Origin of the sequence: Methanosarcina sp. (genome assembly GCF_049706645.1) — an archaeon.
GTDB lineage: Archaea > Halobacteriota > Methanosarcinia > Methanosarcinales > Methanosarcinaceae > Methanosarcina.
Genome location: NZ_JBNAKP010000037.1, coordinates 32,165 through 59,132, shown reverse-complemented (window position 1 = coordinate 59,132; position 26,968 = coordinate 32,165). Strand labels below are relative to the sequence as shown.

Here is a 26,968-nt window from a genome sequence, read left to right as displayed (position 1 = left end):
AATGGGTAATATAATCCACCTGAAAAGAAGAATTATTCGGAACAATTGACACCGTATACTATCGCGGAATGGAAAAAAGGGAAGTCTGGAAAGTTCTTAAAAATCAGTTCAGTACCAATAGGAAAATGAAAATATTTAAGAGGAAATAGAAAAACTAAAAAACAAGATGAAGGTATCGAACCTACATCCTTAGTTCCTCTGTACTGAAATTTTTTCATTTTGTTTTCCTGCTTTATTTCCTGTTTCATTTTTATTTTCTTCTGGACAGGAATATAGCTAGCAGACCAGTTATGCCACAAACCACTTCAAAGCCAGGGAGTCTTGCGTTGCCTTTCCCGGAAGTGTTTGTGCTTTCTTTCTGATCAGGCGTCTGTTCAACATTTGCTCCTTTACTTTCATTATTTTGTTCAAGAACCTGAGCGCTGGTTTCAGGCTTTATTTCAGTCCCTGCTACTGTTGTCTTACCTGTTATTGCAAAGGGAGAGAATCCCGGAGTTTCTGCCGTGAAATAAAGGTACCTGCCATCCTCCTCTGATAAGCGGGTTGGCAGAGGATTCCATTTACTGTCACTGTACCTGTTCAGGATGATTGAAGACGGATCAATACCTTTATCCCGTATCCAGGATTTTTCAACCCTGAAACATAAAACTGCGTTCTTGAGATTCTTTTCAATTCCAGATCCGCCATTTCCAACCCAGATATTCAGGTAGTTGTAGACCTCGCCTTCAGGTGCATCCGGGGTAAGCGTGGATTTATTTTTTAGCATCTCAACACTGGACGTTGTTTTGCCAGCAGTCTTCCTTGCATCGAAACTCATATAAACAATACAGGTCGCGTTCTTTGTGAAATCAAACTTTACAGGTTTTCCGTTTGTGAGAAATGCCTGTGAAAGTTCCTCCACTTCAACGTTCTTTGCAGGCTCATTGGAGCCGCCTGCACCACTGCTGCTGTGGCTAACGCTGCTGCTTCCACCACTTGAACCGCTGTCTCCACTGCTACTTCCACTACTGCTACCACTGCTCCCACCGCTTGAACTGCTTTCCTGTGTGACAGTTATTGTAGCAGTTTTTGTTGATGAAGCGCCGTTTACGTTGATCGCGGTCAGATTAACGTTATAGATTCCCTGAGCAGTGTACACATATACCGGCGTTCGGGAGGTTGAATCAACTGTTCCGTCGCCATTAAAGTCCCATATTATTCCAGCCGCATTTTCCGAACAATCAGTAAACTGAACCGTAAGAGGTGCACAACCCTCAGTTACATTGCTGCTGAAATTTGCAACAGGAAGTACTGTATTAGACCTCTCTAAAACAGTTACTGTATCAGAAATTGAATCCATACCGTTTTCATTAGCTACAGTCAGCTTAACTGTATAGATTCCTGGGGTTGAATACACGTAACCCGGATCTTTAGATGTAGAATCAGCCTCCCCATTATTATCAAAGTCCCAGCTCCATGAAACCGCATGTTCCGAACAGTCAATAAACCGAACTGAGAGAGGAGCATAACCCTTACTGATGTTGCTACTGAAGTTCGCTTCAGGAAGAACTGGTTTTTCCGGTTGTTCCAGGACTTTTATTGTGGTGATCTTTGAATTTCTACCGTCGACATTGGTAACCGTGAGTTTAACTGTATAAATTCCTGGAACTGGATACAAATAAACCGGGTTTCTAGATGAAGAGTCAGTTCGTCCATCGTTATCAAAGTCCCAGCTCCATGAAACTGCATGTTCCGAACAGTCAGTAAACTTGACTGAGAGAGGAGCGTAACCTTTAGTAGTGTTGGCACTGAAGTCCGCTACAGGAGGTACTGATGGTTCTGACTCTTTTAAAACGGTTATTGTAACCAGTTTCGAATCTCTACCTTCTGTATTGCCTACTGTCAGATTAACTTTATAGGTTCCCGGAACTGCGTACTTATGAACTGGATTTCTCTCTGTAGAATCAGCAATACCGTCATTATTGAAATCCCAGCTTACTGTATCGGCGTTTTCCGACAAATAGGCAAACTTAACAGAGAGGGGAGCAAAACCAAGGGTTACATTGGCACTGAAGTTTGCTACAGGAAATACTGGTACAGGTTTCTCTAAAACAATTATTGTACCTGACTTTGAAGCTGTTCCGTTTTTATTGCTTGCTGTAAGGTTAACGCTGTAATTCCCTGTTGCAGAATAGGTATGAATTGGACTCTGCTCGGTTGAATTAGTACCATCGCCAAAGTCCCAGTTCACAGAAGTTTCGTTTTCCGAACTGTCGTTAAACTGAACTGACAGGGGAGCAAAACCCTCTGTTTTATTTGCACTGAAATTTGCAACAGGAAGTACTGGTGCAGATTTTTCTAAAACGTTGATGGTAGATGACGTCGAATCTGTACCGTTTTCATTGGTTGCTGTCAGGTTAACTGTATAGTTTCCTGGAATGGTAAACTCGTAAACTGGATTTCTGTCATCAGAGTCTGAATTTCCGTCACCGTTAAAGTCCCAGTTTACAGAAGTTGCATTTTCAGACAAATCTGTAAACTGGACAGTTAGAGGGGCAAAACCTTCTATAATATTGGTACTGAAATTCGCTACAGGATATAAGGGTATTTCGGAAACGGTAATGGACCTAGTTATTGCGCTACTACGTCCACGTCCCGAGACTGTTAAAGTTACATTATAAATTCTGGCTGTTGTAAAGGAATGAGTAGTATTCTGCATATTGGAATAAGTTCCGTCTCCAAAGTTCCAATCCCATGAAGTGGGACTTCCGGTACTTGTGTCATTGAATTGTACTGTAAGTGGTACATTTCCTGAGGTTAAATTGGAAGTAAAATTAGCCACAGGTGAAGCTGACACTGGACGCAATACATAAGTAGTGTCGTCCGTTGCTGTAAATACTATTCCGTCATCTACAGATGTATATGGTACAGTTACTCCATCGTGACTAACTTCAACATTTGAGATATTTGTCATTACGTTGAGTGTACATGGGTATCCGCTGGTGTTTACAGTAAAGCGCATATAACTATTATTAGAATCTGTGATATTTACCTGAGTTGTATTCTGGGCTGATTGTGTGAAGTAGTATTCGTTTAACCCGCACAATCGAATGTTATTTGCAGCAAATCCGTTGGAAAACATTGTAAAATAACTTGCGTTAATACTACTACCTGTAACTGGCTCTTTATCTGTAGCTATTGTGAACGCCGGGAATACAATACCCTGTGAAATACTTGTATTCCACCATTGCCAATAAGGATTACACAGGTTTCCAACTGATAACCAGCTAGCACCAGATTCACATGAACGCCATATCATGCCGTAACGCTGATATGCATATATTGCCTGGGAAATGTTACCCGAACCACCCAGTGCTGTCCAGGTTTCGGGCTGTCTTCCAAATTTATTAACTATGGTATTATACTCAGAATCCATTGTAGCAATTACAGTTTCATTAGACACGGAATTGAAATTTATAGTGTAGTAAACGCCCAGTTCCCATCCATCATCCAGTAATGCTTTTTGATATGCAACCGTGGCATTGTCCAGATGATCGGCGATTGCATAAACAGTACTTTTTTGCCCGTTGGATTTCATTAAGTTAGTACCATTTTCGTTATCTTCCGGACTGGGATATGAAAGAGTAAATGCCGATATCGATCTGGTACCATGTGGGGTTATGATCTTTCTGGGTATTTCCTGTTTTATAGAGTATAAATGTACAACATATGGGCCAGTATCGCCACTTGCAAGGTAGGGTGAGAAATACACCACTGGTTGGTTAACGAATACATAATTCTGGTTTCGAGTATTCATCGTTCTGAATGGTGTTTTTGTATATATCGTATCGTTATATTTTAGCACATTAGTTCTGTTAGATTCGTAGCATACCACGCTAAATGTGACTTTATTATCTGTTATACTCGCTGCTGGAACAGTAATGTAACTAGATCGTGGGCTTTTATCATCCGCAATCCAGTACGATGTGATCCTGTAATCCCCACTGGATCTTTTAGATACTGCCACGATAGAATTACTCGCTATAATATTCAAATATGAACTGCTGGATACACCTTCAGTTCCTAAAGTATAGGTGATATTACTATCGGTTGCTGGATACAAATTACTAAAAAACAGATTTCCTGAAGCAGGTTTTATATATGTAATATCGGCGCATTTTAATGCGCTATTGTATGCTAATGTAATATTTGAAGGCGCAGAATTTGAGGTTGTCTCAATATACATACCTCTTGGAATACTCGATAACTGGGAAAAGTCCGTGTTTACTAGCGTTAATGACCCAATATCACTATTATTTAATGCTGTAATATTCTCGAAAACAGTTATTATAGTAGATTTTGAATCCTCACCGTTTTCATTTGTTGCTGTCAGATTAACGGAATAGTTTCCCTGGGTTGTAAACTCGTAAACTGGATTTCTATCTTCAGAATCACTAATTCCATCACCGTTAAAATCCCAGTTTACAGAAGTTGCATTTTCTGAACTGTCATTAAACTGAACAGAAAGTGGAGCATAACCCTCTGTTGTATTGGTACTGAAGTTTGCTACAGGAAGTTCTGATGCAGGTTTCTCAGAAACAATTATTATAGTAGATTTTGAATCCGTACCGTTTTCATTGCTTACTGTCAGGTTAACTGTGTAATTTCCTGCTGTAGAATAAGTATGCACTGGATTCTGTTCTACTGAATTAGCCCCATCATCGAAGTTCCATAACCAGGAAGTAGGGTTATCTGTACTATTGTCAATAAAGCTGACGTTAAGTGGTGCGCTTCCAGACGTTGGAATTGCAGAAAAGTCAGCAACAGGGGCTTGGAAAGCAAGTTTCACAACCCAGTAGTCATCATTTCCGTGATTTCCAGTTACATCTCCGTCGTTTGAACCGGAGTATCCGGCAACGATGTAGCCACCGTCAGAAATCTGCTCAATGCTTCTTCCGTAATCAATAGATGAACCTCCAAGGCACTTTTGCCACACTACATCCCCGCTTTCATCCAGTTTCACAACCCAGGAATCATGAGACCCATGATTTCCAGTTACATCTCCATCGTTTGAACCGGAGTATCCGACAAAGATATAGCCACCGTCAGAAATCTGCTCAATGCTTCTTCCGTAATCAATAGATGAACCTCCAAGGCACTTTTGCCACACCACATCTCCGCTTTCATCCAGTTTCACAACCCAGGAATCCTGAGACCCATGATTTCCAGTTACATTTCCGTCGTTTGAATTGGAGTATCCGGCAACGATATAACCACCGTCAGAAGTCTGCTCAATGCTAGATGCTGACTCAGAAGACGAACCTCCAAGGCACTTTTGCCACACTACATCTCCGCTTTCATCCAGTTTCACAATCCAAGCATCCTGAGATCCATGATTTCCAGTTACATCTCCATCGTTTGAACCGGAGCCTCCGGCAACGACATAGCCACCGTCAGAAGTCTGCTCAATGCTGCTTCCAAAATCAGAAGATGAGCCTCCAAGGCACTTTTCCCAAACTACATCCCCGCTTTCACCCAGTTTCACAACCCATGAATCCTTACCCCCATGATTTCCAGTTACATTTCCGTCTGTTGAATTGGAGAATCCGACAAAGATATAGCCATCGTCAGAAGTCTGCTCAATGCTGTTTCCATAATCAGGAGATGAACCTCCAAGGCATTTTTGCCACACTAAATCTCCGCTTTCATCCAGTTTCACAACCCAGGAATCCTGAGACCCATGATTTCCAGTTACATTTCCGTCGATTGAATTGGAGAATCCGGCAACGATATAGCCACCGTCAGAAGTCTGCTCAATACTGCTTCCGTAATCAGAAGATGAACCTCCAAGGCACTTTTCCCACACTACATCTCCGCTTTTATCCAGTTTCACAACCCAGGAATCCTGAGACCCATGATTTCCAGTTACATTTCCGTCGATTGAATAGGAGCCTCCGGCAACGATATAGCCACCGTCAGAAGTCTGCTCAATGCTGCTTCCGTAATCAAAAGATTGGCCTCCAAGGCACTTTTGCCACTCAATTCCCGGTGTCTGCTCTACGGTAGCCACCGATAGCTGTACTGTGAATAAAACGACTAAACATAACCAAAAAAGTAATTTTATGTTGAGAAATCTTACCTTCATAGTTGTTCCCCTGTCTGTTCATATACTTTCTACGTCGACTCTACTCCAGAATCCATTTATATTCGGTTAAGATACGATCCGTAAGAAATGTGTTATTTTCGTTGCCTTTTCTGTAAACCTATACATATAAATCGAGATGAGGAGATGATTACAGTAGTCATATTAACGTTAACAAATTCCTTAACCGAATACGTTCCAGAATCTAATGAGAAATGTAATTTTAAAATTACTAGGTGTTAGAACAAAGCCTTAATTTTCATTTAAAAAATATTAATATAGAACACTCACTAATTATTTTTAAGTCTTTCCTTCTGAACCTTGGCGTTACAAAAAATCTTTAATTTGAGAGAATATTTTCAAGGACGAGGATTTGATCGAAGCAAATCTACATAGAAGAACAAGACGTTTAGGCACAACAAGAATTGTAAAGCCGATAACCATCCAAAAATAAAGTACCGATAATATTAGCAAAATAAACAATTTTTTTGTTTCGACAGCTGATATAGACTTAAACCACAGCCTTAGTAGCTTTATGTACAATATACAGAAATAGGACTTTTGCACATAAGGTCCAAAATCAAATAGAATATTTTAAACCATCCTCTATTATCTGGTTGGCATTATCTCCAGAAAACACTCTGCTATCTCTCAGCCTTTTTGTTTCTCATTTTGATTTTCATAGCAGGTTTATTTAAAGAGCTCTGGCATAGAATTTTTATTCATATGGGGCGAAAATTGGTTTTGAATTTAAAAGATGTAAAAGCCGAAAATATGCCTTATCCTAGCGACCATGGAAAAATTAGAAAGTTGCCTTTTTTGCAGGCAACTACGTGAATCCAATTTAAAGATCCCCTGTTCATTTCACGTATTTGCTAAGCTTATATGCGTACAGAAAAATATTTATAATTCAGGAAAAATGAGAGATCGAACGCAGTAAATGAATGCTCCGGAAAATTCAGCTTATTATTAATGCCTCACCCTTTCCTATAATATTTTTAAATCCTGTGTAGAGGATTTCTTCTAAGTTCAAGGTGTGAATTTTATCATGACCTTTGTCCTTGAGCAATATTTTCCTCTGAATTATAAATCATCAACAGAAGTGTTGTTGCCTTCCCATTCTAATAAGCAGTACTCTTCTTCACTCTTTCTTTTTAATCTGTCACTTCCATAGAAGTTAGGGCCGTGGCAAATAATAGCAATCAAAACTTTCGGCCTCAATGCAATGTTTCCTCAATAACCTCTCCCTGCGGTTCTTTTTCCTTGAAAATCTGCCCTTCGAAACAGGAAACCTCGGCTCCTTTGAGCCAGGCGTCAGGCGAAAGCCCGGCTTTCAGGCAGGTATGGCCCAGAAACTCGATAGAATCCATATTGTGCTCAGGAGCAACCTGAGGAAGCAAAAGTCCCTGACAGTAGCCCTGCCTTACTATAAGCCCATGCTTTCCGATCTCTATACGCTCAGGAAGCTCTTCTGCAGGAGCATTAATCTTCTCAGGCGGGGTAAGAATTGTTACCTCAACAACTATGTCATCCAGTTCATTATCTCCCACCGGCGGAAAGCGAGGATCACGGGTTGCCGCAGAAATTGCAGAATCCATTATTGCGTCCTGAAGCGTGGAGTCCGGAAACGGATGCCCTATACAGCCCCGCAAGAGCCCGTTTTCCGTAAGCGTGACAAAAACCCCTCTCTTCTCCCCGAAAACCGGTGAAAGCTCAAAACCCAGTTCCTGAGGCTCAGGGAGCCTTTCTTCAGATAGGAACGATTTGATTGTTTTCCTTGCAAGTTTGACTGCAGCCCTGCCTTCGATATCTGTAAGCATATTTGAACCAACACCTCACTTTTATTTTGATATTTTGGCCTGTAAACCTTAACCGGCATTAACCTGTAAGCATTACCGACATGACCGGTATTAGCTGCAAATGCCGGCTATGTATCAGCTACCTGTTAGTACGATAATATGTACGTGGAAGCTAGTATAACATTATGTTTATCGGAGCTCGTTAAAGTAGATTTCCGGAGCCTCACTTTTGAAGAGCCGGAAGACGAGAAGGATTGTTTGGAAAAGAAAAGCCGGAAAATTCGGCAGAAAAAGACTGCCGAATAGGAAGCTAATGTTACAAACGCGGTAATTTCCAGGAAACAGAATAATTAAAGCTTTTTAGCTTCCTGATACCTTTTGGCCGCAGCCTTCAGAGCCTCGACCCCTGGAAGCTTTACTCCTGAGAGATAATCAATTAATGCCCCACCACCTGTGCTGGTGTGAGAGAAACGATGTGCAAGCCCGAGATGATCGACTTCTGCCGAAATATGCCCACCACCAATGATTGAAAACTCAGATTTAGTGGCAGCTCTTATAATCTCGTGCGTTCCAAGGGCAAAATCATCGACTTCGGAAACCCCTGCCGGGCCGTTTAAGATAACAGTTTTTGCATTTTCGATTTCACTGGTAAAGTCCACAATGGTTTCAAGCCCGATATCGTTTATAGGGAGAGAATCGGAATTAAGTTCCGAAATAGGCACTTCAACCCGTTTCTTATTATCATTCAAAGCCACATCCCTGGGGAGGCCAATTTTATCTTTGAATTTCGCAAGCAGATCTTTTGCTTTTTCGATCTGGCCCTCATAGCCCTGGGACTTGATAAAGTCCAGGTTTGCTTTCCCGATATTTACACCGAATGCAGCAAGTGCCACATTTGCTACTACCCCGGTCAGGAGTACCCGATCAGCCCCTCCGCTTGCAAGCACATTTTCCGCCACTCGGAGCGAATCATCCACTTTTGCTCCTCCAAGCACGAAAATTGTTGGCCTTTCTCCTCCTTTGATCCCTCTGTCCAGAGATACGAGTTCCCTTTCCATAACTCTTCCAGCTCCGGTCGGAAGAACCTCAGTAAATCCGACCACTGAAAGATGAGACCTGTGAGACACGGCAAAGGCATCATTGAGGAAGATATCCACAAAGGGTGCCAGCTTTTTAACCGGAAACGTATTGGCCTGTTCTGCTGGAGTTCTTTCAAGGCTTTCTTCGGAATAGAACCTTACATTTTCAAGCAGAATGACATCTCCATTTTCCATAGAAGCAATCCTGGTCTTTGCGTAAGTTCCGAAGATATCATCCACATAGAGAACCTGCTTGCCCAGGTACTTGGACATCAGCTGGGCGTGAGGCTTCATGGTAGTGAAGTCTTTTTTTCCGGGCCTGCTCTGGTGCGCAAGCAAAACAACCTTTGCGTCCTCAAGATCCTTCAAGGTGGCAATATGGCTTCGGATCCGCATATCATCCAGAATATTACCCTGCGGATCCATAGGAGAGTTCAGGTCAACTCTTACAAGAATTGTCTTTCCGCGTGTGTCAAAATCATCGATTGTAAGAAAGTTTCTAGAAATCATACCCTCAGCGCACCTTTGTGAATAAGATTTTATATATATTGAAGAATAAAATTTAAAGGTAAATTTTAGAGAATTTCTTTTCATTAAATAGTGGTTATCTTTGTCATGGGATTTTTTCCATAAATAAGTTTGTTTGTATCCGGGTCCCATGAGATGGATTATAAATTTTATATAAAAGCCAGTAACAAAAGAAGCCATATAACTCAAGAATATATCGAACTACAGGGTTAGATATTAAAGGAGGTAGAATGCGACGACATATGAAAAAGATAACCGCCGAGACTTCGAAGAAAGAATAAGAATGATGGTGGAAGCAGGATATGAGACTGTTGCAAGGGAGATAATTAAATGTACGCGCTGCCCACTTCATAAAAGTGCTATAAAAAGGGTAATCGGAAAGGGATCGTGCCACCCGAAAGTATTCTTCATAGGAGAGGCTCCAGGAGAAAGCGAAAACGAAACCGGAATTCCTTTTTACGGGAGGGCAGGAAAAAAGTTCGACAGGATGATAGAATATATGGGGCTTTCTGAAGAAGATTGGATGGTAACAAACACGGTCAAATGCCACCCTCCGGAAAACCGAAAGCCCAGGATAAACGAGATCGAGTGCTGCAAGCCCTTCCTTCTTTCCCAGATAATCCTGCTCAACCCGAGAATTATAATTCTTCTAGGCAATACAGCCGAGAAGTCCTTTTGCCCCGGAAGAAAACTTGAATGGGGAATGCCTGTAGAACACGAAGGAAGAACGATTCTGAAACTCTATCATCCTGCAGCCCTGATTTACACAGCTTCAAAAAAAGAGATCCAGCGTGCTTTCATTGACAAAAACCGGAAGCTATGGAGCTGAGCGTTCCGGATAACAGCCATGCCCTCGCAAAAAGAATAATAAAAACTTACCAGCCCGAGGATAGCAAGTTTGGAAATCCTTCCTTCCATAGTCTCGAAATTAGGTTTCGTTACCCTGGCGGCATCTTCTCATTTTAGTTCTTGCATCCTGGGAATTAATATATCGATTCATAAATTATAAATATCGAGATCTTTACTCTATTATGGGGATTTGTACGGCGGTCAGGGATAAGTATTTAAATAAAACGACCAGCGCATCTAAGATCGAAACATCCGGTACTGTGGAATCCGGTATTGAGATTTAATAATCAAAGCATCCAGTATCAGCATCCAGTATCAGCATCCAGTATAGTAATGAATGCCTGGAATACAGATGCCTTATGCCTGATACCAGATTCCCCAATACACAAATAATCTTAATTGTTCGATATGATTTACCGAGGAAAAATCTTAGGGAGGGGTAGTATGGCAATGGTAAAAATGACACCTGATATACTTTCATGTTCTGACGACAAGGGAAACCTGGAAATTCAAATCAATCTGCCGGGAGTAAAGAAAGAGAATATCGAATTAAAGATGGTTGAGGAAGGCTTTTTCATAAGAGCGAAAAGAGAAGAGACAGGAGTCGAATACGCAGCAACTTATGCATTCTGCTGCGGGGTTGTCCCTCAAAAAGCGGTCGCAAGATACTGCGATGGAAAACTCTTCGTGATAGTGCCTTACAGGGAATCCTCAGAAACTGTAAACATTGAAATCCAGTAAAAAGCCAGTGTAACAAAATTGTGATCGGTACTATTATTAGTACTGCGAATTGAGTTTTCTAACTTGGAAAAACGGACAGGATGGAAAGAAGACGGATAAAAGGGAATGAAAACGGATAGAATGGGAAGAAAACACATAAAATGAAATAAAAATACATAAAATGGAAGACGGATAACAACGGAGGGAGAATGCATCCAGTAATCGACTACAAAAAATGTACCGGAGCTCTTGCCTGCTATGAAGTTTGCCCTGCTGAAGTTTTTGATGTTGAAGAAATTGATAGAGTAAAAAGGGCAGTTGTAGCCCGCCCGGAAAACTGCATAGAGTGCGAATACTGCGTGGAAGCCTGCCCGGAACAGGCCATCGAACTTGTTGAGGATTAAGTTGAAAATAAAAATTAAGATGCGAGTTGGCTGGCAGAATATTAGTCTTTTATTTCTTTGAAGGCTCTGGGAAAAATGAATCTGATAAATTAAGTTTTCAGGAAAAGATTAAGTTTTTAAGAAAAGCAGAATTTCAAGCAGCAGGCTCCGATCATCGACTATTCAAAACCAGCCTCATATCCACAGCAAGAGCGCCTTTCCCTTCTTCAAAAACCATTATGGGATTGATCTCGAATTCCTCAATCTCCGGAAAGTCGCAAACAAACTTTGAAACCCTGAGAATTATATCTACAAGCGCATTAATATCCGAGGATTTTGCCCCCCTGACTCCAGCAAGAAGCGGGTAGGTTTTAATTCCTGTAATCAGCTCTCTGGCTTCTTTTTCGTCAACTGGAGCTATTGCAAACCGGACGTCTTTGAGGATTTCTACATATACCCCGCCGAGCCCGAACATCAGCATGGGCCCGAAAGTAGGGTTGCGGACCATTCCAAGAATTACCTCCCTGCCGCCTGAGAGCATTGGCTGCAGATGGACGCCTTCAAGGGATGCATCCGGAATTTTCTTTGAGATATTTTCCATCATGTCCTGATAGGCGACCTTCACTTCGGCGGCATTTTGCAGGGAGAGGCTGATTCCTCCAAGGTCGGACTTATGGGAAATCTGGGGAGAAACAACCTTCATTACAAGAGGATAGCCTATCTCTTCTGCGGCATTTACAGCTTCCTCTGCGGTTTTTGCAAATACAGTCCTTACTACGGGAATGCCGTAAGCTTTCAAAATTTCAAAGGCTTCAAGGCCCAGTATGTGCCGATTTTCTGCTCTGGCAGCCTCAATAATCCTCGCTGCCCATACCCTATCTGGCCCGGATGCGCGGGGGATGATATCTACCTGTTTCATAATCATATGATATCCCAGGGACAGTTATTCTTTGGGGTTATTAATTTTGTGATAACACAAGTTCCAGCTCTGAAAGGCTGAAAAGGCAATTCACGAAAATAGGAAAAGCCGAAGAAAAATCGTAGAAAATAAACTCTAAGGAGCAAAACAGCTTCAATAAAAAACACTAGTTATATTTTTCAGCAAATTATACTGTTCAGACCTAAAAAACAGAAAAGTAAAGGAGATATCTCCTTTACGATCAGACAGGTACGGAACTGTGTAGTTTAGCTTCGGTATCAACAATTTCCTTTGTATCCCTTGCAATGGTAAGTTCTTCATTTGTCGGGATAACAAGAACCCTTACTTTCGCATCCGGAGTGCTGATATCGATTTCCTGGCCTCTGATTTTGTTCTTTTCCTCATCGATCTTTATACCGATGCCCTCAAGGCCGGAAAGGATTCTTTTTCTGATGCTTGCGCTGTTTTCTCCGATACCCGCGGTAAAGACTATTGCATCTACACCATCGAGAACGGCCATATACTCGCCTATAACCTTCTTAATCTTGTATGCGAATACTTCAAGGGCAAGTTCGGCTCTCTCATTGCCGTGGGAAGCTGCTTCATCAAGGTCTCTGAAGTCGTTGCTGATTCCGGAGACTCCAAGCACACCGGACTTCTTGTTCATAAGGGTGTCAATCTCTCTGCTTGACAGGCCTTCTTTTTCCATAACGAAGGGAACAACTGCAGGATCAATAGAACCGCATCTGGTACCCATTGCAACCCCTTCAAGCGGGGTAAAGCCCATAGTAGTCTCAACGGATTTTCCGCCTTTAACAGCCGTAATGCTTGAACCGTTTCCAAGGTGGCAGGTAATAATCTTGGTTTCTTCGATTGGTTTGCCGAGCATGGCAGCAGCCCTTTTGGTAACATACATATGGGAAGTGCCGTGGAAACCGTACTTCCTGACCCCATGTTTCTCATACAGGCTATATGGCAGAGCATATATGTAGGCGTATTTGGGTATTGTCTGGTGGAATGCCGTGTCAAAGACAGCAACCATCGGTGTGCCAGGCATGATCTCGGCACAGGCCTCGATTCCCATCATGTTTGGAGGGTTGTGGAGAGGAGCCAGTTCAAAACAGTCTTTAATGGCCTTCTCTACGCCCTCATCAATTAAAGCCGAAGCTGTGAATTTTTCTCCGCCGTGAACAACCCTGTGCCCGACTGCATTAATTTCCGTCATATCTTTAATGACACCAAATTCCGAGTCAGTAAGGGCCTTGACGACTTCCTCGAGAGCTGTCTTGTGGGTGGGCAGGTCAGTCTGTTTTTCCAGTTTTTTGCCATCGAATCTCTTCTGGGTAATGATCGAGTTATCGATACCTATCCTCTCACAGAGACCAATTGCAAGGGGGGATTCGTTGCTCATATCAATTAACTGATATTTTAGAGACGAACTTCCTGCGTTTATTACCAAAACCTTCATGTGTAAACCCCAGTTCATACATTGCTTTTAATTTACATTTATATTTATGATAAAATATTTTATGTATAAAAGATAATAAAAAGCTTCCTAAAACGTTCGCAAATATTGAAACGTTTGTGATTATTTATTATCCTGTGCTGCGGCCTGGACGCAGGTAATTGCAACGGCACCGACAATATCTTCGTCGCTGCAGCCTCTGGACAGGTCATTAATCGGCTTGGCAAGTCCCTGGGTTATAGGGCCATAAGCTTCAGCCTTGGCAAGTCTCTGGGCAATCTTGTATGCAATGTTTCCAGCGTTAAGGTCAGGGAAAATAAAGACATTGGCCTTGCCTGCAACAGGGCTTCCTGGCGCCTTTGAAGCTGCAACTTTAGGAACAATTGCTGCGTCTACCTGGAGTTCACCGTCTATTGCTACGTCAGGGGCTAGTTCCTGTGCACGCTTTGTGGCAGCAATTGTCGCCTGGGTCAGAGGGCTGTTGGCACTTCCTTTGGTGGAGTAAGAAAGCATTGCAACTTTCGGCACGTCCTGAACCAGAAGTTCAAAGGTCTTTGCAGAACTCACAGCAATGTGTGCAACTTCTTCGGGGCTGGGCATTTCAACCATACCCGAGTCAGCGAAGAGGAATGTTCCATCAGACCCATACTCACAGTCGGGCACGGCAATGATGAAAAAGGCAGATGCGAGGGCTGAGCCGGGAGCAGTTTTAACGATCTGGACCGCGGGTCTCAGAGTGTCGGAGGAAGAGTGAATAGCGCCTGATACTACGCCGTCGACTTCACCGATTTTGGCCATCATAACAGCGAAGTAAACGTAATCTTTCATGATTTCGGCTGCGCTTTCGAGTGTGACACCCTTATGCTTTCTCAGCTCGTAGAAAGCCTTAATATATTCATCTTTTCTCTCATAAGTTTCAGGATTTACAATCTTTGCTTTTGAGAGGTCAAGATCTCCTGCAAGTGCCTTGATATCTTCCTCCTTTCCGACAAGGACGATATCTGCAATCCCTCTTTCAAGGGTCTTGGCAGCTGCCTGGAGAGTTCTTATATCGGTAGTTTCAGGTAAAGCAATTGTCTTGTTGAGTTTCTTTGCTCTTTCACTAATCTTTTCTAAAAATGTTACCAATCAACCAACCTCCTATATAATTAGAGTAGTTTAAGTTAGCTGGGTCTTGATATATAAATTTACGTAAAATGCATATCGATATATATAAAAATGAAAAATATATATTTCAAACAGCCAGCACATTTTTATATAGAAATTTTTTCCTTGAGATATATAACAATCTGTATTATTTTTATAGCAGATACGTAATACTTAAGACAATATTACTGAATATAAATGATAAATTAATATAAAAGAATTCCGGAATGATTTCAATGAAGATACTGGGTATTTCAGGTAGCCCGCGAAAGGGCCAGAATTGCGAGAAAATGATCGGGGCAGTCCTTGAAGTTGCAAAGGAAAGAGGTTTTGAGACCGACACTGTTTTTATATCCACTTCAGAAGTCGGCCCCTGCAAAGCCTGTGGAGCCTGCAGGGAGAAGGATTTCTGTATAATTGAAGACGATATGGAAGAAATTTATGAGAAGATTAGAAGCTCAGACGGCATAATCGTGGCATCCCCGGTGTATATGGGAAATTACCCTGCCCAGCTCAAAGCCCTTTTTGACCGTAGTGTCCTCCTCCGCCGTAAAGATTTAGCACTCAAGAATAAAGTAGGAGCAGCTCTTTCAGTCGGAGGTTCAAGAAACGGAGGGCAGGAAAAGACAATTCAGTCAATCCACGATTGGATGCACATTCACGGGATGATAGTAATTGGCGATAACGCCCACTTCGGCGGAATCACCTGGAATCCTGCAGAAGAGGATACGACTGGAATGCAGACCGTGCTTGAGACTGCAAAAAAGCTATGTGATGTCCTGGAACTTATTGAGAAAAAATGAAGAATTTAAAAAGAATAAAACTAAGAAGTTATTAACGAAAATCGAAAGATATAAATCAGAAGTTAGGAAGGCCTCAAATCAATCCAGAAAATAACATACTCTATAGATGTGGATAAATTATCTGAATTATAGAAGTTTTCAGGCAGGGTTCGGTATTAAGTCCTGAGCTCGTGTGAAAGTCCTGAACTAGACATAAGGTTCTGATATTTGTTTTTGTCCAGGTTTCAACTCAAAAACCTGAAATTTATTTTTTTTCCGGGAGAGGAAGAGAATAAACTTTTTTCTACTGAAGTTCGGCTTAGTTGCCACTAAATTCCCCTCCCCCATATAGGATGATAGATACTTAGACCTCTTATCTTAGACCCCTTATGATAAATGCCAGGCCTCTTATGATAAATGTTAGGCCTCTTAGACCTCTTATGATAGATGCTTACAACCTCTTTCTCCAGCAGTAGCTTTTTTGCACGATGCTGCATTATAATAATGGGAGTCAACGCGTAGATATGACCATACAGGGCAGAAGGTCAAAGGTAGAGATTATCAAATACGGACGCTATTGGGGTAAAAGATAAGCCAGGATTCCCCCTCGCACTTCTTCAGCAACGTGGTCAATGCCTTCGAAAATATATAGCAAATTGTGACAATACCCTCAATATCTGGGGTGGATGTGCGGGTTCTCCGGCATATTTTGGAGAACTAACCAAAATTAATCAGAAACAAGAGGGGGGTTAATGGACGGAAAACAAAGCAAAAAGTAGTATCACAACAAATACTGAAGAACGGGAACTTGTCATTACGCGGATTTTCGACGCACCGAGAGAACTTGTGTGGAAGGCGTGGACTGACCCGGAGCTCATGAAAAAGTGGTTGGGGCCAAGAGGTTTCACGTCGCCTGTATGCAAGATAGATCTTCTTGTGGGAGACAGATATCTCAATTCAATGCGCAGTCCTGAAGGCCAGGATTTCTGGATCATGGGTATTTATCGTGAAATTCTTGGTCAGAGCGGATCGTTATGACCGATCCCTTTGCAGATGCGGAGGGCAATTAGTTCCTGCTACATACTACGGCACCACACCCTGAAAGGCCAGACGCACGACGCAGCCCCCGATGCCCTTGCTCCCGTACTGATAGAGTTTTTCTCCACCTGAAGTGGCGCCGATCGAGAGTTTTGCTCCGGCCCAGAGAAACTGATAACCAGAATCAGAGGCGAAGCCATCATGACAGAGAACAATATGAAGCAATCAAGGATACCGGATCCCGCACTCAAGCGCCTGGATATATTTGTTGGCAGGTGGAATACGGAAGGACAGACCCGGGCTACGCCGTCAGGCCCGGCTGTCAGGATAAATGGAACGGATACCTATGAGTGGCTGCCCGGCGGGTTTTTCCTTCTTCACCGTGTGGATGTGTGCATAGGCGACGAGGAGATCAAAACTATTGAGATAATCGGCTATGATGCCTTGAGCCAGACCTACCCTATGCATTACTTCGACAACCAGGGAAATTCCGGCACCTATCAGGCCAGTGTACGCGAAGGCATCTGGACGTTCATGGGAGAATCGGAACGCTCCACAGTTGTGTTTAGCGACGGCGGAAATGCCATAACGGCCAGCTGGGAGTACTCAGGTGACGGCTTAAACTGGTTACCCTTGATGGAGGTAAAATTAACAAGGGTTGAAGATTTCGTTGAACATCCGCTTCACACGGCCTCCCCCGCCCGGAACAGGGAAAACATGCCTGCTTATCCTGGCAGGGAGGTTGAGGGCAGCTATGCGTCGGTTAACGGCCTTAATATCTATTATGAGATCCACGGTACAGGCAGACCGCTGGTTTTGCTTCACGGCGGCGTCGGTGCGAGTGAAATGTTCGGTCCAGTCTTGCTGAAGCTTGCTGAACACAGCCAGGTTATCGCAGTCCATTTGCAGGCCCATGGGAAGACAGCCGATATCGACCGGCCGCTTAGCTTAGAGTTCATGGCCGACGATATCGCAGAGCTGATGAAGCATCTAGGCATCGAAAGAACCGATATTTTAGGTTATTCGCTTGGCGCAGGTGTTGCCCTACAGACCTCCATCCGGCACCCTGACCTGGTTCGTAAGCTCGTGGTCGTTTCGGTACCCTTCAAACGGGATGGATTTTACCCCGAGGTACTTAAAAGCATGGAACAGATGGGACCTGAAGCCGCGAAAGCTATGAAGCAGACTCCGCTGTACAAGCTCTATCCCGATGCCGAGTGGGAGGTGCTCTTTACAAAGCTCGGGGATCTCCTCAGGCAGGACTATGACTGGTCGAAGGACGTAGCTGCGATCAGGGCGCCTGTGATGCTCGCTTTCGCAGATGCGGATGCCATCCGTACCGCACACATAATGGAGTTCTTCGCGCTGCTCGGAGGCGGCCAGCAGGATGCAGGTCTTGATGGTTCCCTCAGGCCGACGGCGTGGCTAGCCATTCTGCCGGGGGTGACGCACTATACTGCTCTCTCCTTTCCCGAACTTGCCGCCCTGGTTAAGAGATTTCTCGATGCACCCATGCCAGATACTGAGTCTTTATAGGTTTAGCATGCGTATACTATCTCAGGCTTTGAAGCGGCCTATAAACCAATTACCGGCTATGTCAAAAACGCCCGATAAGTACTGAAAGCAGTAAATCTAAAAAAGTCCCCTGATAAAAAGAATAGAACCGGAATAGGAAATACCATTTATTAATTGTGGGGGCCTTATGTCTGTATCTGTAACCGAAAGCAGCTCAAACGGGGATCTGGAAAAGTACCTGAAAAACGTAATACTGGAAGATGGGGATAAAATATATAACTATGTGGAATTATCTGCCAGAGAAGTTTTACCAATCACACGCAGGCTTTTCGAAGAAAGGGTTTCCCTGGCCTATGACTTCAAAATCTCACAAATTGTAGAAAAAGAAAGGCACCTGATAATTTATGGGGAAGCAGGTTCAGGAAAGACAAGCACCCTTAAGTGGCTGAGTGCTGTCTATGCCAGGGAATACCTCATGAAAAAAGAGGGATTTGTTCCGGTTTATGTGGCACTTGAATCCTATGTTAAAGGTTCTTTTTATAACTATTTAAAAGCAAGGGTAACGAAAAAAGGCATTTCGGAGACGGATTTTAAGAAACTGCTCGAAGGAAAAGCTCTGCTGCTACTGGATGGGCTTGATCTGCTCACACCTTCCGATAGTTTTTCCCCTTTTGATGAAATTTCCGATTTTATTTCCGAGTATGAAGACTGCAGATATGTTTTTACCTCAAGATCCGAGCCTTTCGATAGCTTAAAAAGTACATTTGCACTTTCTGAACTCGAAAAACTGACCGATGAAAAAATCAGGCTATTTATAGAAAAGAACATCCCTAACAAGAGGCAGGCAAAGCTTTTAAAAGCCAGGAGTTTGAGTGAGATTCATTCGAAGCCAATTCTGCGAAATCCCCTGCTGCTTGACCTCTGGATCAAACTTTCAACAGCTCATATGGGGGCAAGAGGGAAAAAGGTAGGTATTCAACACTTTACTTTCTTCGATTCTATTCCCTCCAGCCGGACAGAAATCTATCAGACTTTCTTTTCAGAACTCCTTAAAGATTGCAGAATAAAAGAGGAGTTTTTCCGATCTCGAAATCAACTACCCCTAAAGATAAGCTATGAGATAACAAATTCTGAAAGGATATCGTGTGGTAGAATCGATTCTCAGGAACTGAGTACCGGAAGAAGAGATATCGAAAATCTCCTGATGAATCTATCTTTCAAACTTCAATGCAGGAATAAGATTTCATGTAAGTACAGCTACGCCCTTGAAGTGGCAGAAGAGTATACGGAGTGCAGCAGGTCTGGAAGATTAGAAGCCAGAAAACTCCTTAAGACATGCCTGGGACTCGGACTCCTGGTAAGAAAGAGGTCCGAAGTAAGATTCGGAATAAATCGATCTTTTCAGGAATATTTTGCGGCTTTAAAGCTGAAAACGTACCTTGAGAACGGAATGGACGTCTCAAAGGCATTCAGGCATCCGAGATGGGAAAATGTGATAGTGCTTACCTCGGAGTTAGTCGAATCGGGAGAAGAACTTGTAAACTCAATAGTTTCAAGCGGAAATTTATATTTAGCTTCAAAATGTGCCTTGAGAGCCAGCGCTGATACAAAAGGAAAACTATGTGCCTTACTTGCCAGAAAACTTGATAGTAAATATACCGTAGAAAAAGTAAGGGCAGTTCAAAGCCTGGGGAGGATGGGCACCTGCGGGATCAGGGCCAATTTAGGAGCACTTGAGGATAAAGACATCGGGGTAAAAAGAGAAACTGCAAAGGTGCTTGGGGAAACAAGGTCCGAAATGGCACTTGCTCCTCTTGAGGCTGCAGTTGGGGATGAGGATTACTCTGTGCGGATAGAAGCTGTAAAGTCTCTAGGTGTAATCGGGTCCGAGAGAGCTATCAAATTGCTCAGGAACATGTTTGCGGATAAGAACCGGGCTGTCCGTCTGGAGGCTGCGGAAGCGTTGATGCAGATCGGATCGGAAAAGGCGCTGGAAATCCTTGTTTCCGCACTTGGAGCCAGTGATGATTTCGTCCGTATTGGAGCTATAGGGGCTCTTGGCAGGACAAATTCCAGGAAAGCGGTGGAAGCCCTTATAAAAGCGTTTAAGGAAGAAGACCGGCTTGTCCGGCTGGGAGCTGCCGAGGCTCTGGGTCAAATGAAATCGGAAAGAGCTGTTGAATTGTTTATAAATGCCCTGGAAGAAGATGATGAATTCGTACGATGGATTGCTACAAAAGCGCTTGGAGAAATAAGGTCGGAAAAAACGTCGGGCACATTCGTCAATATGCTTGGGGATAAAAGCCGCTTTGTCCGAAGGGAAGCCGCGAAAGGGCTCGGTATGGTAGGGTCCGAGAGAACACTCGATCCCCTTGTTTCCGCGCTCTCGGACGAGGATGAGTTTGTAAGGAAGACAGCCGCCGAATCCCTCGGAGAAATAGGGTCTGAGATAGCTGCTAAAACCCTGATAAATAAACTCCACGACAAAAGCCATTTAGTCCGGTTGGAAGCTGCAAAAGCCCTCGGAGCAATGAAAGTCCGCAAAGCTATTGTTCCACTTCTTTTTGCACTGGGGGATGAAAACAGGTTTGTCAGGAAGGAAGCAGCAAATGCACTCGGGCAGCTCGAGTCACAGAAAGTCCTTGAGCCGCTTATTCGTATTTTTAAGTTTGGGGACAGTTTTACAAGGCAGGGGGCTGTAAGAGCCCTGGGCCAGATAAATCCCGATGGGATCCCTGGCTGGATATCGGATCGAATCTTTGATTTCATTGATAACGCCATCAAAGACGAAGATAAGCTTGTGCGGAGGGAAGCAGCAAAAACCCTGCGAAACCTATCGGAAAACAGGCTCGAAAGAGCGTTTGAATCCCTGATCAGTGCCCTCGATAATGAAGATGACGAGGTCAGGAGGCTTGCAGCCGAGTCCCTGGGGCTCTTTGATTCTGAAAAAGCGGTTTCCCCATTGATCGATGCCCTCAAATCCGAAGACGCAACTGTGCGCCGGTTTGCAGCCGGAACCCTTGGCCGGATAAGATCAAAAGAAGCCCTGCAGCCCCTGATAGAAGTTCTGGTTTTTGATAACAATGGCTCTGTTAGAGAGGAAGCTGCAAGAGCTCTTGGAAAAATAAAATCCAGAAAGGCCGTAGAACTCCTTATTGACGCGCTGATGGATAAAAATAATGAAGGAAGATCGGGAGCAGCCGAAGCTCTTGGCCGGATTAAGGCCGGAAATGCAGTGGATCCTCTTATTGCTGCTCTTGCGGATACTGATGATTTCACGCGGCTGGCTGCTGCAAAAGCCCTTGGCCGGATAAAACCGAAAAGAGCTATAGAACCCCTTATAAATACCCTTTATGACAGGAACCGCTTCGTAAAAGCCGAAGCGGCAGGAACCCTCAAAAGGATCTGTACTAAAGAGGACAAAATACGGCTGCAGGCTTTACTTGACTCGGAAAATGAATTAGTAGCAAATCTCGCTTTTGAGATCCTTGAAGGCATTGAAATTAAGGAAGTCTTGAAAACCCGGCTATGGGAATGCCCCGAAGGCACCGCTTTTTGCGGGGACAGATTAGAGATAGAAAAGCCATCAGCTTTAAGGGCATGAATCTTAGAAACCGAAAAAGCATCAAATTTACGGGAACGGATACAAAAATAGAAAGCCAGAATAGAAAAGCCAGAATAGAAAAACCAGAATAGAAAAACCAGAATAGAAAGCCAGAATAGAAAACCAGAATAGAAAACCTATCGAACCCTTAAGGACGATTTTATTCACTTTTCCTGCTTTTCCATTCGACATATATCAGATGTGCCCAGAATACCCCTATGATTAAAAACAGCATCGTAGAAAAGATAGTAATGTATCGGTGCGGATGAAAATTGCGGTCCCATGATTCAATTAAGCATAGAAGGTAAAGGCTGCCAAAAATGACATCGGCTGTATTCGCATGCGGCTTATAGACTTTCCTCTTCCTTTCCCTGCGCAAATAATTCTCCCAGCCCAGATCCCCGAAAATTTCATCATTATCGGACTTGCTGAGGCGGCTGTTTTGCCTGTAAATTGAATTTTCGAGCTTGCAAATATACTCACCGGCATTCAGGATCGAGGCGGTTTCCGCTTTATAGCGATACGCATTTGCAGCTATCAGAAGTGGTAAGATATAGAATAATTCATAAATCTCATACTGAAAAACAAAACCCAAAATAACAGTAATCCCGCCAACCCCAAGACTGAGAGTTCTAAAGTCCTTTTCCATTTTATCCAGGATCTCTCCTCTCAGGCTTTTGTATTCCTCAACTGCAAAGCTCTCTTTATCGGTTATCGCTTTCTCTGTCATCGCTTTCTCTGTCATCGCGTTCTCTGTCATCGCGTTCTCTATCACCGGTTTCTCTATCGCATTATTATCTGTCCTGACCGTTCCTGTCACGCTCGCTTGCGAGCGGCCTTTCCCGAGTAAAAAGAGAAGGACAGATAAAGAGAAGGTATTACAAGATTTTCCTATAAAAATTCCCAGATGTAAGTAACTTACTCTAAATCCGCTATTAAAGGCATATGATCACTCAAAGATATCCAGTCTTCATATTTACCAACAGAAAATGATTTTGCTCTATTAACAACATCAGTTGGTGCAAATATATAATCGATATGATAGGGTGTCTTCTGATTTTTCCTGAAATATAGTGTCGGTTCCCTTTCACTTCCGAATTTTATGTTTTTAAAGGTATGATACACGCTGAATATTTCAAATTGCTTTAACAGATTAATTACATCAGTGAGTGTTCCATGAAGAGGATATTTAGCATGTTCCTCATCCCAGATAACGTTCTAGTTGAAATCGCCTGCAATAATTGTTGGAGATCTGAGTATATCTTTATAATAGTTCAATGATTGCCAAATTTCTCCAATGTATCTTCTTCGTGGGTCCTCTTTATTATTCTGTGACCAGATAGCAATAAGATTCATGGTCTCGTTGTCGTTCACTGTGACCGGAAAAATATATTTGTAATCTTTGCAATAGGATTCGTGAATTGTAATTTCAAGGTCATTAAAACCAAAAATAGCCAGACCCTTATTTTTATTATCGCCTATCCATAAAACATCATCATAAAATTTAGTATTGAATTTGTCTGGAGATTCACATTCTGGAACTATTAATAAATCAGGCTCATAAGTAAGAATTTGTTTGTACTTCTTCCGAAAAGCCATATTACAATTCCAGGTTATAATTCTCATACAAGGCTATTAATACAGTCTTTAATTACTAAAAGACTTTGACCTTAAATTGGAAAAAGTGTTAATTATAAGAGCGGAAATCTAAAGTAAAACATCTTGCTATCAGTTAATTAAGAAAAAGCCGGCCGCTTGCGGCCGGTGAGAACACGGGGAAGAAAAACTTAAAAGACCCGAAAATTGAAAGTTAATTCAAAAACCCTGCTCTAGAAACGAGTAAGAGCGTAAGAATGGAATTCCGGTCATTCTATCAACTCCATACCCTCATGCGTATACGCCGGCGTACAGCATCAGAAAATTCTCAGCAGCTTATTTTCTGTGTTTTAAATTCTGTAGAATTCCTGATACGATAAAATGTAATTATAACTATTTTTCCGCCCTAAGGTTTTTCAAAGAGAAGGCGTGGATTCATCTTCCTGCAGAAGTTCGTAAAACAGCATGGGGCAGTTCGGGATTTGCTCAATATTCATCATAATCAAATTAATGTAATAAGGCCCGCCGCGTTTGATGTCTACAGGAGTGGGGTCAACGAATTCCCAGATATCGACAGGATGGTCGAGATAGAAAGTCTCAAGTTCCGGATCATTCGAATATCTCCTGGATGGGAAGCCTATAGCATGGACTCTGGAATCCAAAAAGGATTCTGCTCCCGCATCCAGAATAAATGCAAAAAAGAAATATTCCCCGTGGGGAAGATCAAGCATGAACTTAATGTCCGTGCGAAGCTCGGATAACAGAAGGTTCTGCGTTCCTTTACTGTACACCATAAGAAGTAGTGCCTTGTCTTTAAAAAGGAGTTCCTCTACCGTATCTGGCAGGAAAAGGTCCCCGAAGACCAGCTCAAAATGCTCATAACTCGGAGCCGTGAAATCATTTCTTACAAATAACAGGCCGTCCGGGCTCAAAAGCGAATAACCCAGATTACCCTCGAAATCGGTTATTGGATATTTCCCTGTAGAGACCTCTCCCCAGAATCCATCAAGAGCCTCGTTATCCATCCGGGATAACAGGTGTACACATGTTCCGACAGCAATATCTTTCAGCACAAAACCCCCCTCGTATGCCGCAAATCGCCTTATATCAAAGATATACAGGCAAGAAACTCTTTATCAAAACTACAGTACAGGTTATTATTCCAAATTCACATGTAATTTTATTCAAATTTATATGTTATTCAAATTTATATGTTATTTTATTCAAATTTACATGTTATTTTACTCAAATTGCAGATTATTATATCCAAAGTTTATATACAAAAGATATTATATAAATTCATGACCCGTGAAAAAAGAATCTGAGATACTGAAACTGTAATCCGTATTTAAAAAGATCAAAAGGTGTAACTGAAAAAGCGTGCGCTTGATAAAGCAAGTTAAAAACCGGAGGGCTGATTTATAAGCTTCTGATTTATAAGCTTTCCAGAGAAATCGCCAGGCTTGCAGCAACGGTTTCCACATCAGCATACTGGCCGGACCTGGATTTTTGCCGCTCTCCGGAAGGGCTTGATTTGAGCTTCGACTTTAAGGGAGCTTCGATTTTAGGGGATATCGCAATCAGCCCTTCTGGCAGCTTCAAACTTTTACCAGTATTATATTACCAGAATTATAAGTTCTTCATTTCAAGGGTTTTAATCCCTTCCTGTTTATCCTGGGCATCCATAAGCATTTCTTCTAGCCTGGTCCAGATTTTCCTGACCTGATTCGCAAATTCAGTTTCATCTGCGTATTTACTGTTGTTAGCATACTCTATCACGGTTTGTTTACGAAGCATTGCCTTTGTTGCAATGTCATTATACGGAAGCCTGTCAAGTACCGGAATTCCAGTATCGGCACAGAATTCTTCAATCAAGCAGGTAGTCTCTTCATTTATATCGTATTTGTTGATGCAAACAACAGCCTGGATCATGAAGTGTGTAGCAAGTTTAAGGACTCTTTTTAGATCGTGGATTCCGGAAACCGTTGGTTCGACTACCACCAGAACCAGGTCTGTCCCGGTGGTAGCTGCAATAGCTGAACAGCCTGTTCCAGGAGGGCCATCAATGATAATCAGGTCCTTATGGCATTCCTCTGCAAGTTTTTTTGCGTTGCTTCGAACGGCGCTTACAAGTTTTCCACTTGCTTCTTCCCCAATACCGAGCTGTGCATGAGCCATTGGCCCAAAGCGAGTTTCGGAGTAAAAAACCTGACCTGAGACCCTTTTTTCCATGGAAACCGCCCCTTCGGGACAAACAACGGTGCAGACAGCACAACCCTCGCATCTGTAAGGGTCAACTTCAAAATTTTCGTTTACCGCCCCATACCTGCAAAATTCTCTGCATTTTCCGCATTTAATACAGAGTTCCGGGTCAATCCTGGAAACCTCAAGGCCGCAGTAGTCTTCTTTTTCCAGAATCCCGGGTTCTAAGATAAGGTGCATATCAGCTGCATCCACATCGCAATCTGCAATAACGGCATTTTCCGCAAGCGAGGCAAAAGCTGCCGTAAGGGTCGTCTTCCCAGTCCCGCCCTTTCCACTGATTACAGTAAGCTGCATCATGTTCTCACTTCCTCCTTACCTGCAAGCTGGAGTTTTATTGCCTCAAACACGCCGAGAAACTTTTCATTCCATTCCGGCATTTCTCGAACAAAGGGAATGCCCTGGGAATAGAGTTCTGCAATTTTGCGATCGTTTGGGATCTTGAGGAGAACCGGGATTCCTTCGGCTTTGCAGTATTCTTCAACCCTTGAGTCCCCTAACCCGTACCGGTTAATGACCACCCCGAAGGGAATTTTCATTGCCCTTACAACGTCTACTGCAAGCTTGAGGTCGTGGAAACCAAAAGGGGTTGATTCAGTCACAAGCACACAGTAACTCATGCCTTCAATAGAGGCGATGACAGGGCAGGCAGTTCCGGGGGGGGCATCGAGAATTGCAGTTTTCCGGTCATCGATGTATTTCTTGAGCGTTTTGATAACAGCCGATGTCATTGTTTCCCCGATATTTAGAAGCCCCCTGTAAAACTCCAGAGAACTCCCTTCTTTTGCTTTCTCGATTACTCCAAGGGGTCTCTGAGATTCTCGGATTGCCTTTTCCGGACAGAGAATAGTACATCCCCCGCACCCATGGCAGAGAGAAGGAAAAAACAGAACCCTGCCAGGAAGTGCAGCCAGGGCGTTATAACGGCAAAAATCCGAACACTGCCTGCAGACATTGCATTTTTTCTGATTAATTACAGGTACCGAGCAAACGACATCTTCCACTTTCTCAAGATCAAACCCAAGGAAGAGATTACAGTTAGGCTCTTCTACATCGCAGTCAAAAAGTTGTACATCTGAGAGAGCAAGGGCAAGATTTAAAGAAAACGTGGTCTTTCCGGTTCCTCCTTTTCCGCTTGCAATTGCAATTTTCATATTTGGTC

At 42.9% G+C, this 26,968-nt stretch carries 19 protein-coding genes; 7 read left to right on the top strand and 12 right to left on the bottom strand.

The window, feature by feature from the left end; translation table 11 throughout:
- Positions 1-250 precede the first annotated feature (250 nt).
- From ACPK8D_RS13030 to ACPK8D_RS13020, 3 genes are all read right to left on the bottom strand, one after another.
- Positions 251-6,049, bottom strand: a complete 5,799-nt coding sequence (locus ACPK8D_RS13030; RefSeq protein WP_424718291.1) for a PKD domain-containing protein — start codon at positions 6,047-6,049, stop codon at positions 251-253.
- A gap of 1,289 nt (positions 6,050-7,338) precedes the next feature.
- Positions 7,339-7,941, bottom strand: coding sequence for a TIGR00296 family protein (locus tag ACPK8D_RS13025; RefSeq protein ID WP_424718290.1), 603 nt, complete (start codon positions 7,939-7,941; stop codon positions 7,339-7,341).
- A 329-nt stretch (positions 7,942-8,270) separates the two neighbouring features.
- A complete protein-coding gene (locus tag ACPK8D_RS13020) occupies positions 8,271-9,509 on the bottom strand; it encodes a phosphoglycerate kinase (RefSeq protein ID WP_424718289.1) in 1,239 nt (412 codons plus the stop codon).
- Positions 9,510-9,810: 301 nt separating this feature from the next.
- Here ACPK8D_RS13020 and ACPK8D_RS13015 point away from each other — a divergent pair, with 301 nt between their 5' ends.
- The 3 genes from ACPK8D_RS13015 (at position 9,811) to ACPK8D_RS13005 (ending at position 11,500) form a co-directional block, all read left to right on the top strand.
- A complete protein-coding gene (locus tag ACPK8D_RS13015; protein ID WP_424718288.1) occupies positions 9,811-10,356 on the top strand; it encodes a uracil-DNA glycosylase in 546 nt (181 codons plus the stop codon).
- 464 nt (positions 10,357-10,820) lie between these two features.
- Positions 10,821-11,117: an Hsp20/alpha crystallin family protein gene (locus ACPK8D_RS13010; RefSeq protein WP_424718287.1), complete on the top strand. Its 297-nt coding sequence runs from the start codon at positions 10,821-10,823 to the stop codon at positions 11,115-11,117.
- Positions 11,118-11,305: 188 nt separating this feature from the next.
- Positions 11,306-11,500 carry a 4Fe-4S dicluster domain-containing protein gene (locus ACPK8D_RS13005; protein ID WP_424718286.1) on the top strand — a complete coding sequence of 65 codons (195 nt, stop codon included), beginning with the start codon at positions 11,306-11,308 and terminating at the stop codon, positions 11,498-11,500.
- A 151-nt stretch (positions 11,501-11,651) separates the two neighbouring features.
- Here ACPK8D_RS13005 and ACPK8D_RS13000 read toward each other — a convergent pair whose 3' ends face one another.
- The 3 genes from ACPK8D_RS13000 to pta all read right to left on the bottom strand — a co-directional run bounded on the left by ACPK8D_RS13000 (position 11,652) and on the right by pta (position 14,991).
- On the bottom strand, positions 11,652-12,404 hold the full coding sequence (locus ACPK8D_RS13000) for an acetate--CoA ligase family protein (protein WP_424718285.1): 753 nt from the start codon (positions 12,402-12,404) through the stop codon (positions 11,652-11,654).
- 235 nt (positions 12,405-12,639) lie between these two features.
- Entirely contained in the window at positions 12,640-13,866 is a 1,227-nt protein-coding gene (locus tag ACPK8D_RS12995) for an acetate kinase (protein WP_424718284.1), read from the bottom strand.
- Positions 13,867-13,986: 120 nt separating this feature from the next.
- On the bottom strand, positions 13,987-14,991 hold the full coding sequence (gene pta / locus ACPK8D_RS12990) for a phosphate acetyltransferase (RefSeq protein ID WP_424718283.1): 1,005 nt from the start codon (positions 14,989-14,991) through the stop codon (positions 13,987-13,989).
- A 254-nt stretch (positions 14,992-15,245) separates the two neighbouring features.
- On the opposite strand from pta, the gene ACPK8D_RS12985 reads away from it, so the two are divergent.
- The 4 genes from ACPK8D_RS12985 (at position 15,246) to ACPK8D_RS12970 (ending at position 21,948) form a co-directional block, all read left to right on the top strand.
- Positions 15,246-15,812, top strand: coding sequence for a flavodoxin family protein (locus ACPK8D_RS12985; RefSeq protein ID WP_424718282.1), 567 nt, complete (start codon positions 15,246-15,248; stop codon positions 15,810-15,812).
- Between the two features lie 855 nt (positions 15,813-16,667).
- On the top strand, positions 16,668-16,829 hold the full coding sequence (locus ACPK8D_RS12980) for an SRPBCC family protein (RefSeq protein WP_424718281.1): 162 nt from the start codon (positions 16,668-16,670) through the stop codon (positions 16,827-16,829).
- A 201-nt stretch (positions 16,830-17,030) separates the two neighbouring features.
- A complete protein-coding gene (locus ACPK8D_RS12975) occupies positions 17,031-18,365 on the top strand; it encodes an alpha/beta fold hydrolase (RefSeq protein WP_424718280.1) in 1,335 nt (444 codons plus the stop codon).
- Between the two features lie 166 nt (positions 18,366-18,531).
- Positions 18,532-21,948 carry a HEAT repeat domain-containing protein gene (locus ACPK8D_RS12970; protein ID WP_424718279.1) on the top strand — a complete coding sequence of 1,139 codons (3,417 nt, stop codon included), beginning with the start codon at positions 18,532-18,534 and terminating at the stop codon, positions 21,946-21,948.
- 160 nt (positions 21,949-22,108) lie between these two features.
- Here ACPK8D_RS12970 and ACPK8D_RS12965 read toward each other — a convergent pair whose 3' ends face one another.
- From ACPK8D_RS12965 to ACPK8D_RS12940, 6 genes are all read right to left on the bottom strand, one after another.
- A complete protein-coding gene (locus ACPK8D_RS12965; protein WP_424718278.1) occupies positions 22,109-22,693 on the bottom strand; it encodes a hypothetical protein in 585 nt (194 codons plus the stop codon).
- A 473-nt stretch (positions 22,694-23,166) separates the two neighbouring features.
- Positions 23,167-23,574 carry an endonuclease/exonuclease/phosphatase family protein gene (locus ACPK8D_RS12960; protein ID WP_424718277.1) on the bottom strand — a complete coding sequence of 136 codons (408 nt, stop codon included), beginning with the start codon at positions 23,572-23,574 and terminating at the stop codon, positions 23,167-23,169.
- A gap of 386 nt (positions 23,575-23,960) precedes the next feature.
- Positions 23,961-24,617 carry a hypothetical protein gene (locus ACPK8D_RS12955; protein ID WP_424718276.1) on the bottom strand — a complete coding sequence of 219 codons (657 nt, stop codon included), beginning with the start codon at positions 24,615-24,617 and terminating at the stop codon, positions 23,961-23,963.
- Positions 24,618-24,978: 361 nt separating this feature from the next.
- Positions 24,979-25,146 (bottom strand): hypothetical protein, encoded by a 168-nt coding sequence (locus tag ACPK8D_RS12950; RefSeq protein WP_424718275.1) that lies wholly within the window; start codon positions 25,144-25,146, stop codon positions 24,979-24,981.
- A 27-nt stretch (positions 25,147-25,173) separates the two neighbouring features.
- Positions 25,174-26,106: a 4Fe-4S binding protein gene (locus ACPK8D_RS12945; RefSeq protein WP_424718274.1), complete on the bottom strand. Its 933-nt coding sequence runs from the start codon at positions 26,104-26,106 to the stop codon at positions 25,174-25,176.
- Positions 26,103-26,960 carry an ATP-binding protein gene (locus ACPK8D_RS12940; RefSeq protein WP_424718273.1) on the bottom strand — a complete coding sequence of 286 codons (858 nt, stop codon included), beginning with the start codon at positions 26,958-26,960 and terminating at the stop codon, positions 26,103-26,105. The genes ACPK8D_RS12945 and ACPK8D_RS12940 overlap by 4 nt, the downstream gene beginning before the upstream one ends.
- Between the last annotated feature and the right edge of the window lie 8 nt (positions 26,961-26,968).